At 37.3% G+C, this 12,023-nt stretch carries 14 protein-coding genes and 1 pseudogene; 13 read left to right on the top strand and 2 right to left on the bottom strand.

The window, feature by feature from the left end:
- Window positions 1-39 precede the first annotated feature (39 nt).
- The 4 genes and pseudogenes from ACFPTP_RS07995 to ACFPTP_RS08010 all read left to right on the top strand — a co-directional run bounded on the left by ACFPTP_RS07995 (window position 40) and on the right by ACFPTP_RS08010 (window position 2,851).
- The gene (locus tag ACFPTP_RS07995) at window positions 40-705 is read left to right on the top strand and encodes a hypothetical protein (RefSeq protein ID WP_381443473.1); all 666 of its coding nucleotides are present in this window, start codon (window positions 40-42) and stop codon (window positions 703-705) included.
- A gap of 4 nt (window positions 706-709) precedes the next feature.
- A complete protein-coding gene (locus ACFPTP_RS08000) occupies window positions 710-1,345 on the top strand; it encodes a hypothetical protein (RefSeq protein ID WP_381443475.1) in 636 nt (211 codons plus the stop codon).
- Window positions 1,346-1,608: 263 nt separating this feature from the next.
- A pseudogene (locus tag ACFPTP_RS08005) lies at window positions 1,609-1,704 on the top strand (YneF family protein); the annotation flags it as partial.
- A gap of 445 nt (window positions 1,705-2,149) precedes the next feature.
- Window positions 2,150-2,851, top strand: a complete 702-nt coding sequence (locus ACFPTP_RS08010; RefSeq protein WP_381443476.1) for a VC0807 family protein — start codon at window positions 2,150-2,152, stop codon at window positions 2,849-2,851.
- A gap of 330 nt (window positions 2,852-3,181) precedes the next feature.
- Here ACFPTP_RS08010 and ACFPTP_RS08020 read toward each other — a convergent pair whose 3' ends face one another.
- On the bottom strand, window positions 3,182-4,204 hold the full coding sequence (locus ACFPTP_RS08020) for a phosphotransferase family protein (RefSeq protein WP_381444212.1): 1,023 nt from the start codon (window positions 4,202-4,204) through the stop codon (window positions 3,182-3,184).
- A gap of 690 nt (window positions 4,205-4,894) precedes the next feature.
- Between ACFPTP_RS08020 and ACFPTP_RS08025 the strand changes: the two genes are divergently transcribed.
- The 8 genes from ACFPTP_RS08025 to ACFPTP_RS08060 all read left to right on the top strand — a co-directional run bounded on the left by ACFPTP_RS08025 (window position 4,895) and on the right by ACFPTP_RS08060 (window position 10,863).
- Window positions 4,895-5,143: a hypothetical protein gene (locus ACFPTP_RS08025; RefSeq protein ID WP_381443479.1), complete on the top strand. Its 249-nt coding sequence runs from the start codon at window positions 4,895-4,897 to the stop codon at window positions 5,141-5,143.
- A gap of 64 nt (window positions 5,144-5,207) precedes the next feature.
- The gene (locus ACFPTP_RS08030) at window positions 5,208-5,732 is read left to right on the top strand and encodes a hypothetical protein (protein ID WP_381443480.1); all 525 of its coding nucleotides are present in this window, start codon (window positions 5,208-5,210) and stop codon (window positions 5,730-5,732) included.
- A gap of 63 nt (window positions 5,733-5,795) precedes the next feature.
- Window positions 5,796-6,059, top strand: a complete 264-nt coding sequence (locus ACFPTP_RS08035) for a hypothetical protein (protein ID WP_381443482.1) — start codon at window positions 5,796-5,798, stop codon at window positions 6,057-6,059.
- A gap of 62 nt (window positions 6,060-6,121) precedes the next feature.
- Window positions 6,122-6,559, top strand: coding sequence for a VOC family protein (locus ACFPTP_RS08040; RefSeq protein ID WP_381443484.1), 438 nt, complete (start codon window positions 6,122-6,124; stop codon window positions 6,557-6,559).
- A gap of 545 nt (window positions 6,560-7,104) precedes the next feature.
- Window positions 7,105-7,467, top strand: a complete 363-nt coding sequence (locus ACFPTP_RS08045; protein WP_381443485.1) for a BlaI/MecI/CopY family transcriptional regulator — start codon at window positions 7,105-7,107, stop codon at window positions 7,465-7,467.
- Complete coding sequence (locus ACFPTP_RS08050) at window positions 7,464-8,927, top strand: M56 family metallopeptidase (RefSeq protein WP_381443487.1); 1,464 nt, start codon at window positions 7,464-7,466, stop codon at window positions 8,925-8,927. Before ACFPTP_RS08045 ends, ACFPTP_RS08050 begins: the two co-directional genes overlap by 4 nt.
- A gap of 301 nt (window positions 8,928-9,228) precedes the next feature.
- Window positions 9,229-9,552, top strand: coding sequence for a hypothetical protein (locus ACFPTP_RS08055; RefSeq protein WP_381443488.1), 324 nt, complete (start codon window positions 9,229-9,231; stop codon window positions 9,550-9,552).
- 453 nt (window positions 9,553-10,005) lie between these two features.
- Window positions 10,006-10,863 (top strand): class I SAM-dependent methyltransferase, encoded by an 858-nt coding sequence (locus ACFPTP_RS08060; RefSeq protein ID WP_381443490.1) that lies wholly within the window; start codon window positions 10,006-10,008, stop codon window positions 10,861-10,863.
- A 76-nt stretch (window positions 10,864-10,939) separates the two neighbouring features.
- Here the strand turns inward: ACFPTP_RS08060 and ACFPTP_RS08065 are convergent, their stop codons facing one another.
- Window positions 10,940-11,293, bottom strand: coding sequence for a hypothetical protein (locus ACFPTP_RS08065; RefSeq protein ID WP_381443492.1), 354 nt, complete (start codon window positions 11,291-11,293; stop codon window positions 10,940-10,942).
- Window positions 11,294-11,467: 174 nt separating this feature from the next.
- Between ACFPTP_RS08065 and ACFPTP_RS08070 the strand changes: the two genes are divergently transcribed.
- A complete protein-coding gene (locus tag ACFPTP_RS08070) occupies window positions 11,468-12,001 on the top strand; it encodes a DUF5412 family protein (protein WP_381443493.1) in 534 nt (177 codons plus the stop codon).
- Window positions 12,002-12,023 lie beyond the last annotated feature (22 nt).

Genomic DNA, 12,023 nt, shown 5'->3' on the forward strand with positions numbered 1-12,023 from the left:
ATATTAATGTAATAATTAAAAATGTAAGGGGTAGTGGCTATGTTAGGTAATAAAGGATTAAAGACTTTTATAGTTTTTGAAAAGTTAGATACCCAAATTGGTCAGTTAGAGTTGTTTCGAAAAGATAAGACAGTTCAAATAAATAAAATTCAAGATTTGAATTTAGACTACATTGATGAATATGAAATATTAAAGGAATATGAACGTGAAATTCTATCGGAAACACTAACTGAATATGGAGATACTGAATATGAATATAAAATTGTGAATAAAGTCGCAAGGGTTGCAGTTTGGGAATTTAATAATACTCCATATATTATTGTGTTTAGTAGAGGTATTAGTAATTTAATGGTTAAAAATTTAATTGAAGAATCGTTTGGTTATAAACTAAAACGTTTAGATTTTAATAAGGTGTTTTTTAATGAAATTATAGAGTTGAATGATTCAAAAGTTGTCCAAACTACATTTAAATCATTGAATATAGACCAAGAATTTTCTATAGAAGGATTAATTAATGAAAGTAGTAATTTCACTTCGGAGAATGTTATTACAGAATTAGAGGTGATTTTGCACTCTTTGAATATCAAATTTAGAGTTTCTAGATTAGGAAGAGTGGCATTATATGGTGAGCCTGATATAAAAACTATAGCAATTTTTGTAGAAAGGTTAGTGAATATATTAACCTATATAAGGAAAGGGGACTAAAATAGTGAAAACTGTATGGGATTCTATTTCTAGTCATCCTATATTTACATTAATAGCAGGTTTATCTTCGCTAGTTTCTCTCGTTTTGTCAATAACAAATGATAAATTCTTTATTTGGGTACTTTTAACCTTAATCTGTGCAGTCATTTTACTATTATTATTTTTACTAAACACTAATTCTAAAGTATTACAAAATACTAATTTGGTAATAGGTCAAATGAATACAGTGAAATTAGATGTATTTCAGTCAAGTCTTGAGTTAGAGCTATCGCCTACTGGAGATTTTATCTCAAAATCTGACCTATTTATAGTCGTGTCTTCAGTTTGTACACCGGAAAAAGTAGAAGAAAATCCTAATGCGATTGTTAAATTACAATATCCTTCACAAATAAAAATGAAGTTTAATTTAGGTAAGGGTATCAAGAAACTTCAAGGACAGGCAAACAATACTTGTAGTTTTTTGGTTGAACTAGGAAAAGGTAGCCAATTTATTAGTTTAAACTCTATTTTGGTAAAAAATGAAGATGAGCAACATTTTAAAGAGTCGAGTAAGCTGATAGAAATAAGTGTATCTTCTGAATGCTTCGATAAAAAAATATCCTTGGATGAATCTATAATCATTGAAAATTTAGGTTGGTAGTAAAAGAAAAGAGTCTAATTAGTACTGTTACATAATTAAATATATAATGTTTTTCGAATCAGGTTCATAAAAATTCCCTATATTATAGTGATGGAATCGTTGTTTACACTTAACATAGTCGAAATCTTTAGAGGTTCGTGGATGACTAACCACTTAATAAAATTGACTTTATAAAAACTCGACTTATCAATAGAATAGTGGTATATTTTCCTTACTAGAAAAAGAGGTTGGTATAGTTGGTGGAAATCCCGTCATATCAACGTTTGATGCAGATGGGACAAAAACCTTCACAGAAGAAGATCAATCAAATGATGGCACAAATGAACAAAGTAAGTGACAATGCGGGCAAGAAAAAATAAGTTAACTTATCTTCGTTTGATTTTTTGTACAAGCTGTCTAAATATCGATTTAATCGACAAAAACCACTTTTAACTGATGTAGTAGATCAGGAAAGTGGTTTTTTTGTATTCGCATGCTGTTTGAATAGGTAAATGAATGGTTTTTAGTCCTAAAACTGAGTTGGTTGTCATGCGAGCAGCATTTTTTTCGTTGCGAATCAAGTTGATTGTAAAGCGAATCTGTTTACTTGCGTTGCATGCCGTTTTCATTGTGTTGCGGCTGTTTCATTGTGATACGATGCAATCAACATTTTACTAAAATTCATTTTTAATTTGGATAAAAATTCATAATTCATATACATATTCATGATATAATCAACTTACTATAAGCGGAAACCAGGATGGCAATCCAAATTAGTGAAGGCAAACACTTATTTTCAGAAAGCGCAAAGAGGGGTTATTAGAAATGGAGAAGAAACAGACAAAGCCCGGTAGTAAATTTATTATATTGGATTTGTTTTTCTACGCACTGATTCCTTATGTGCTTTGGAAGTTCGGCAGGAATCCTTTGGGGGATTATCCTGCAATGCTGATTTCTACGATTCCAGGATTTATTTATACTGTTTATCGCTTTGTGAAAGAAAAACAACTTAATATTACGGGATTGTTTGTGATTGTATCACTTTTTTTGGGGACTATAGTGGATTTGTTATCTGGATCAGCGGAAAAAATGCTATGGAATGGGGTATATCTTGGTCTTTTTTTTGTGATCATTCATTTCATTGCTTTAGCGGTAAGACGGCCATTTGCTTTATACTTTGCGGTGGATTTCGCTTATTTGCAAGGACATGAACGGAAAAGCAGCACGAAATTGTTTTATGAAAAAGGAATCTTTAAATGGTTCCAGATTATCCAGTTGGTATTTATTGTCCGTGGTCTTTTTATGGCGGGCTTAAAGGTTTATTTGCTGAAAAGATTTGGCGTGGACGGCTACGATCAGATGTTGATATATAGACAAATAGCAGACTGGGTATTTAGCGCATTAATTATGGGACTATTTTTTTATACAAATAAACCGATACAGAACTTTGTAAACTCACAATCGAAACATTCTATGGAGCAGGAAGGGGCCACGCCAGTTGCAATAGAAGAGTTAGCTAATAAGTAAAAAGGTTTTAGCAAGCAAGCGTTTGGATTAAATATTACCGTTTCACCTAAAGGAGTAATACTAATTATGGAGTTGCTATTGTTTATTTTATTCGTCTGTTTTCTTGCATTAATGTTTAGTTCGATATTGAGCAACCAGCATAAAAAAATTCTAAGCAATAAGAGACTAGAACAGAAATTAGATAAGTTAATAGAGATGCTTGAAAATGAAAAAAGTAATAAGTGAGGCAGATAAACTACGTCCTCAAATCTGGAACATGATTTGCCAGTGAATCGTAAACGTAAACATTAAAAACTCCAAAAACCCACTAGGGTTTTTGGAGTTTCTTTATTAGAAGCTCACCTGCACAGGGATGGTCTTCATTTCATAGATTTGTTGAAGCGTAAGGACTTGCTTTGTCTTCTGGTCCTCGTCTTCTGTAAAGAGGTACGACTCCACTAGCCTGTATCCGAATGCGAGAAGGATCATCTCATAGACGCAATGATCAGCGATATGGGATACATCCACATACTCCGAAAAGCCTTTATAATACGCGGGGACACATCGCTGGTAGTATTCTAGCATGTGATTGATATCCGATTCATCCGCAATCAGGCTTGCGAGGTCTTCTCCCAAGTAACCCCATCCAGATGTATCCCAATCGATGAGCACGAATTTCCCGTCGGCATAGATCAGGTTGGTTACCCAGAAGTCCCGGTGGCATAGCACGAGGGGCAGTCTTTCGATACGAGTGAGTATTTCGTCTGCGTGCTTATCGGTGTCGATGAGCATTTGCCGCACGTGATGTGGCAATTCGCAGTCTTCCGAGCGTATATAATTGTAGACGACCGGCCATGACCGGTAATGCAGATACGTATTCTTCATGCAATCCGCATGGCTCAGGTTGTTCAGGCTCTGCAATACAGCGGGCTGCTCCGTATACAGTATGCCTTGGTAGCGTCCTAACTCTAGTGCGGCCTGTTCATACATGTCCCCGGTTAAGTCTAAGCCGGTTACTCCATCGATATATTCCAGCCACAGCCGGAATTCATTTTCATCGGCATTCATCTCGGCGTATAAACAAGCCGGCCAGCGGAAGGCATCCGAGAACGTCGCTCCCAAATCGGACGTATATAGATCATATTCCCGGCGCCATGAACCTGGATCTCCGTAACGCTCCCATTTCTTCTGGATTTTCAGCACGATATTGTACGGCGATTTTTCACTTTCCGCGGTTTCAGCGATTCCCGTTATTAAGTACACATTTCCCACAGTCCCGCCTTGTAACTGCGTAGTTTGGCAGTCGGCATAGATGATATCCTTGTTAAACTTTCGGCTTAAGGCATAGATCAGCGTTTCTAAATTAATAATCATTTTTTCCATTTCCTGTTTTAGCTCCTTTTAATGTTGTTTTTTTGGACGCAAAAATGCCACGGACAAGCAGCCTCTAAAGAAGCTGCTGTCGCGCGGCATCAGGACGCAAAAAAGATACGACCTTCATCGTATCTTGCAAACAGCAATATTCACGAAAGGTTACTTTGGAAGGCATGCCAAATAATACGGGCGTTTTCCCGCTATATTCACGTATGCCTACTATTCTGTTTTAAAACCAAACCACCATATAAGTAGTTGCCATTTAAAAACATCTCCCTTCGTGTCAGGAACTTGCTTATCGATAAGCTATTTATAGAATAACTTGTTTTGAAAAGTAAATCAATTCCTAACAGCGCAAATTTTTTCGGCCACACCATCGGTCTGTGCTTATATAAGTATTTGATAGAGTTGTTAGAATATTACTTGCAACTTTTCATGGAATGAAACGTATTACTAATAGTTGGAAAACTAATAAGGGGGGTATTTTTTTGACAGCGGAAATGATTATGCCCTAGAAAGACGGTATAGTTAGCTACATTAGAGCGATTGGAAGTCTTGATCTGAAATTAAATCACTCCATCACGCCTATCCTGAGGATTTAGAATTTATACAGGATCAACTTGGACAGTAATACCACAAGTGGACGCCGGTTTTGCAAAGGGTCAGATTAGTGGATAGGGGGTAATTAAGATGGCAAAAAGGGGTGCTGGAATTGCATTCATTGCTATATCTGCTTTATTACTATCAGTAAAATATATAAGTGCTGCAATATTTGGTTCTGGGGTTGCAAGTTGGGATGAGGGGTTATTTAATGCGATGCTTTCCTATGTCGGTAATACTTTAAACATTTTTAGTCTATTGTCTTTACTTGTGGGGATTTTATATATTGCATGGGGAGAGTATGACGAATTAAAACGTAAAGAGAAAACTAATATCTAATCTTCAAGAATCGGGACATTTAACGGAATAAGGTGCCATCCAATTTTGGTATGGGAGTGATTTTTTGAAAAAGAAGTTTATGCTCTTGACGTTTTCTCTGATTACACTCGTACTTGTTAGCTGGATATCTACTACGATTGTTCGTTCTGGTAACTTTAAAAAACGAGACCATACATCCATAGGGGCGGAATATTTTATAAGTAGGGATGCTTTATATTTTGGTTATGACCTGTCGTGGGAAGGGATAGGCCGACCAACGCTGAAACAGATTGATTTTATAAAGAAAGATGGAACGCCAATAACACCAGAAGATGATTTTCTAATACAACCGTTTATAGAAATTTCTTCGGACGGTAACACAATTGGGGTGTTGGATGAAAAAACGGTTATGAATGAGGGGTTTATTAACAATTTACTTCCATTCGAGGATTTTCAGGTGGATGGGAAGTTTCGTTTAGTTCTCAGAGTAGAATTTCATGGGAATAGTATAGAAAATGATATTAGTGAGCTTGAAATAACTTACAAAAAGTTTGGTATTACCCAAAGTAAAGACATTTCGTTTGATGAAGGAATTTTCACAGATGAATAGTGAGTTAGGGCGCTCAATCGAAATTAAAGCGCATTCAAGTTTGTGTAGGGGGGTGATGATATATTGAAAATATTTGAGGCTACATATGATGGTCATCAAATACAAGTGGAGAATAGATGGTTTGCTGGTGAAAAGTTATATGTAAATGGAGAATTGCAGGATGAAAATATTGGCCTGGCATTAAGAGCGACGTTGACTGGAAAATTAAGGATTGATAGTAATGAATCTAAGAACATAAAGGTGACAATTGGCGGTTTTTTTAGTATCCACTGTAAAATCTTTGTTGATCATGTATTAGTTCCTTCTCATCGAATTAAAAAACGTTAGTTGTAAGGGGATTTTGAGGGGAAATGCTTTAACCAATCCCCGAAAGAAAAGAGGTGTTAGATATGAAAATCCATAGAATAGATCATGTGGGTGTAGTAGTAAATGATCTTCCCACTGCTAAAACTTTTTTTATTGACCTTGGACTTAAGGTGCTAGGGGAAACAGAAGTGCAAGGGGAGTGGGTAGAACGGATTATTGGGCTTCATGATGTTCGAAAGACGATTGTATGGTTAGGGATGTCGGACGGCCAGGCAGCTTTGGAGCTGGTCAAATACCATACTCCGTCAGACGCAAAAGGTATTCAGCAACCGTTTGCAAATACCTTGAGTGCCACGCATATTGCATTTGCCGTTGAAGATATTGAAGCCATTGTCGCCAAACTGAAAAAGAAAGGCGCGGAACTTTTTGGTGAGATACAAAACTACGAAAATGCTTATAAATTATGTTTCGTCCGAGGACCAGAGGGAATTATTTTGGAGTTGGCGGAGAAAATGAAATAAATATTGTATGGAACTTTGGATTGATTTTGATCACCTACTTGGTCATTTAAACTTGTTTTGACAGCAAAGACAATTATGTTAGATTGAACATTGATTATCATGACGGTATTGATTTTATCAAGTCAAACAATCAGGCGCTTTTCCCTCATAAGGAACAGCGCCTGTTTTATTAGATACATAAGGATAATAACGACTTTTTACCCCACCCTGACTAAACAAATTGTGTAGGTTAGGATGGCGGGGATTTTGGATTTTTATAAAAAAGTATTTAATACGGTTGATATCATTGTTTATGATGAGGATTTCATGGGAGATACGTTATGGATTGCAACAGCTTGATTATCCGTGGGAAGAATTGAAGGCGCCTCATGAATAAAACTATATATTTTGATTAGGAAGCGTAAAAATCTTTACTTTGGATGCCTATAAAATTCCCCAAAAAGCATTAAAGTTAATGGTTTCAGAATATTGACAAGATGGGTTTATTGCAATAAACTTATCAACAAGAGGTTTATCTTAATAAACCGAATAGAAGGGTGGTCAGAATGGAGCCGTATAAATTGTTCGATGCCGAATACAAATTTACATGTCTGATTTGGGATAACGAACCTATTAATTCGACTGAGCTTGTAAAAATTAGCCAAGCAGTTCTTGGCTGGAAAAAGTCTACAACTTATACCGTTTTAAGAAAGTTGTGTAAACGGGGGATTCTTAGAAACGAGGAAGCAACGGTCACATCCATTGTTAAGAAAGAGGAAGCACAGAAATACGAAAGTCAGATGGTTGTTAAAAAGTCCTTCGATGGATCCTTACCGCAGTTTTTAACTGCTTTTCTAGGTGGAAAGGGGATTTCAAAAGAGGAAGCCGAAGAGTTGAAACGGATTATCGAGGAGGCAACTAAATCATGAACTTGTTTCTTGTAATCCTTAATATGAGCATTACTGCAAGCTTTGTTGCACTTGCGGTTATCATGGTGAGATTTCTTTTGAGAAAAGCTCCTAAAATATTCTCTTATCTTCTATGGGCAGCCGTAGCCATCCGATTGATCACCCCTGTTAGTTTTACCTCAAGCTTAAGTATGTTAGGTTTTGTAAAGTTCCAGAACAAAACTGACACAGGTTTCATGGAATTTGTACCTCAAGAAATTGGAATGCAGAAAAATCCAGTCGTGGATCTTGGAATTAAGGAAATAAGCCATTTTATAAACTCCTCCCTTCCAGTGGCTACCCCGTGGGCTAGCGTAAACCCTATGCAAATCATTATATGGATTGGAAGTATAATTTGGATAACAGGTGTGGTTATTCTTTTGCTTTTTAGCATTCTGTCGTATTTGAAAATAGTAGTTAAGGTCCGAACAGCAACACTTGTTAAAGATAATATCTATGAAACCGAGCATATTGACACACCCTTTGTTTGCGGTTTTCTGAATCCAAAAATATATATACCAATCGGCATGCGTGAACATGAGCTGTCTTACATTTTACTACATGAGAAAATTCATATTATGAGACTTGATCATCTTATAAAACCTTTTGCATTTATGCTCCTTATCATTCATTGGTTTAATCCGCTAATGTGGTTATCTTATGCGCTTATGAGTAAAGACATGGAGATGTCCTGCGATGAAAGTGTCGTTAACAAAATGGGGCATCGGATTAAAGGAAGCTATTCGACCTCATTACTTACGCTTTCTGTCAGCAAGAAAGGCTTGCTAACCGGTAGTCCACTTGCTTTTGGAGAGAGCAATGTGAAGGCGAGGATTAAAAATATTCTTACGTACCGCCAACCTTCTAAAAGGATGAGTGCAGCTTTTATGCTTGTTATTGCAACTTTAGTTGTAGGATGTACAGCCAATCCCAAGCCTCTGCAACAAGCGCTGCAGCAGGAACCTTTGCAGTCATTATATTCTGGATATAATATAGAAAAGCTAATGGAGAACAAAACTCTTTATGTAGGTAACGCTAGTAAGGTAGGCGGTCTCCTCGGCGGAATGCCCGTACCAACAGGTCTTAAATGGAACGGGATGGCACTTCAAACAACGGCTCAGCCTTATGGTGTAACTGCCAATTATATAATGGATGATTCTGTTCCCGGGATACATGAAGCGGAAATAAATAGCGAAATTTATTATCGTAATTCCATTCTCCTATTAAGTCTGATTGACAATGTCGATAGTATAACCTATTCGATTGTTGACAGCCCAGAGCAAAACGATGGTATAGTTAATACCTTTACGTTTACAAGAGAACAGGCAGACAAACTATTCGGAGAGGATGTCAGGCATTATGCCACAGACGAAACAAGCCTGCGGCAATTGATCGATCGTTTAGAAAGCCTGTCGTTTAGTGAAACCAATAACACTCCTTAATAATTATCATTTTAAATATGCGCTCGAGGGATACTCTACTGTATCTCATAGCGATGCTAATTTCTTTAATAGACGCTATTTCGAAGTAATAATAAAAGTCCAATTTCCCAATTTAATTAATGGGGAATTGGGTTTTTTAATATTGAGAATCCCTAACGTGTAAACACGATTTCGTGACGCCACACCTTTTAGTGAAAAATAGTACTTAATGTAAATTAGCAGAAAAAAAAGGGCTAAAATCATACTAAGTTGAAACCTTTTTATCCCTATCTCGTAAAAAGGAGGCAAAGGGGGGAATCATTTGAAAAAGGTTTCCGTAGTAATACTGACGATGATGATAGAAGCGGGTTTGTTGTGGAGCGTATCTAAATTTATTGGATGGGACTTTATGGAGATTATTTTCTTGGGTGGATTAGTAATCTTCGCCATACCATGGCTGTTTATATATTTTTCCACTCACAACCAAAATCAATTTAACGCAAGTGTAAGAGGAATGACGGGGCAGGACACAGGGAGAGTAAAGCTGTTTGAATTTCGTTTTTCACCAATCATCCTAGGCTTAGTCTTATTTATGGTTTTAAGTTTATGTTTGACTGTTGTTTACTATTATGAATATTTTATTTGAATCGAGCTAAAAGGGAGATGAAATTATTAAAAATTGCTCATCAAAGTATATTCTATATGAACTCCACCAGTCGAAATAGTAGGAGGTATATTTAAAATGTTCAATAATTTTTATGGTAGTTTTAGTTCAGCTGTATTTGCATTCTTATTTTGGTGGGTAGCTTTGCTTCTATTTCAAAGGATTGGTTATCGTTACCCAAAAAGCAACAGTTGGAAAAAAGATATCGTATTTACATTTTTCCAAAGTGTGTTTGTCATAATTTCACTTCCAGTAATAATCCATTTTATTAGACCGTAACTTCTGTGTGTAGTTAAAGACTACAGAAAAAGAGAGCGAATTATACTTTGCTCTGTTTTCGTGTATACTCCATAGCACATATCGCCAAAATGAATGGCTTTAAGATAAGAAATACTGTGATTAAGGATACTAACAATCGAGAGGGGAAATCACAATATGAATGATCAACTTATAGAACCTGATCATACGGCGGTTCGGGTGGCACTGTGGCGTGCTTTACATGTACAAGTCGATTCGCCACCGTATGTGCTTAAAGATGAGGTCGGGTTACAATTGGTTGATCCGGACGATAAGTGGCGCCAACGACCTGACATGGACCCGGATTTTTCCCAAGGTTTTCGTGCTTCCATTGTGGCCCGTGCTCGTTTCATCGAGGATCTGATCACCGAACAATCCCATAACAATGTTACCCAGTACGTGATTCTTGGCGCTGGTCTTGATACCTTTGCTCAGCGACGACCGGATATTGCCTCTCGAATCAAGGTATTCGAAGTTGATCAACCCGAAACACAGACCTGGAAGAGGAGACGCCTAGTTGATCTTGGCTTTGACATCCCCGAGTGGCTACACTTTGTTCCAGTCGACTTTGAGGCAGGCTGGTCATGGTTTGAGCAACTGAAGGCCTCCGGTTTTGACACGAGTCAACCGACTGTGGTTGTTTCAACCGGTGTTACACAATATCTTACCAAGGATGCGATCAATGCGACACTACGTCAGGTTTCTAAACTCGCTCCTGGCTCTACGTTAGCCATGACATTTTTATTGCCGTTTGAGTCAATTAAATCCGAGGATCATCCTGAAGTTGACGTGGCGAAGGAAGGGGCACAGGCAAGCGGCACGCCTTTTATCAGCTTTTTCACGCCATTTGAAATGCTAGGTATGGCCCGCAAGGCTGGCTTTCAAGAAGTCCGGCATATATCATCAACCGAACTTAACAAGCGCTACTTCACCGGTCGAACCGACGGCCTTCATTTGCCAAATGGAGAGGAATTTCTAGTGGCAACTACCAAATAATGAAGTGCACCCCAAAAGTAAGTTTTTCGACTCTAACTTTGTGGGTGCACTTCAAAGTCTGCGCGTTTTTAATTTGCTAGTTATGCCTTTTAGATGGATGGTCCACCCGCATTTTATAATATGCCAACTCCACCTTTAGATCCATTTCAATTTCACTCATAGCAAAGAAGTTGGTCAGTCTTCTAGTAATGGATTCAACCAATGCCTCCGCCATTTCATCAGGAATCGGCTTTTGATAAATCATCGTGAATCCGATAAAGCAATCCTCGATCGGATTAAAGGCCGTCCCTTCACCACCTTCCCCTTTGCTGACGACTTCCACGAAGCCGGCGAATGCAATCGTGTTCAGAATACCCGTGTGCAGAATGTTTTTCTCCCGTTCACTTAATCCCGAACGGTCTTGAATCTTGATGTGAATGCCTTGTTTCAATTCTCCAACTCCCTTTGATCAACTCTTCACAATCTTACAATAGTTCATCCTAAAAGTACATAATTTTTCCAATATTTTCATCTATATAGGTAATTCATCTGCCGCAACCTTAAAAGAAATAAAACGTATTAATAATAATCGGAAAATAGAAAGCGGGGGAGTATCATTTTAATTTTGATTGGTTTATTGATTTCTTTTACGACGTTGATAATCTTCTTGATTTTATCGGTCAAGATAATAATTTCGTTGATTAAAAAGAAACCATTTCCGAAAAGACTATTGTTTGTAATGCTGTTTGGGATTGTATTGGTATCCTCAATCTATGTATACGAGGTATATTTCTTCACATTTAATAATATTGATAAAAAATTCATGCAAAATGGCCCCGGCCCTGTTCTATCACCCACTGGGGCATATACAGCTAATGCTTATTTTGAACCATATGGTGGTGCAGCAGGCGGGGTTAATATGTGGGTAGAAATAACGATGCATCATGATCATGATAACAATAAAATCATCTATTATAGTGACGCAAATGACAACGTTCTTTTGGATTGGGCAGATAAAAAAACGTTATTCATTACCAACGCAGGACCTTATAACAACAGTATCAAATTAGATGTGGAGCATGAGATTTATCATGATAGGGGATTGGCGTGTCGAAGTTGGTTAATGAAGGGTGAATATGTAACTTGTTATCAAGAATAGTTTTTTTGGCGTAGGGTATGAA

The organism is Sporosarcina koreensis (genome assembly GCF_042655825.1).
GTDB classification, from domain to species: domain Bacteria; phylum Bacillota; class Bacilli; order Bacillales_A; family Planococcaceae; genus Sporosarcina; species Sporosarcina koreensis.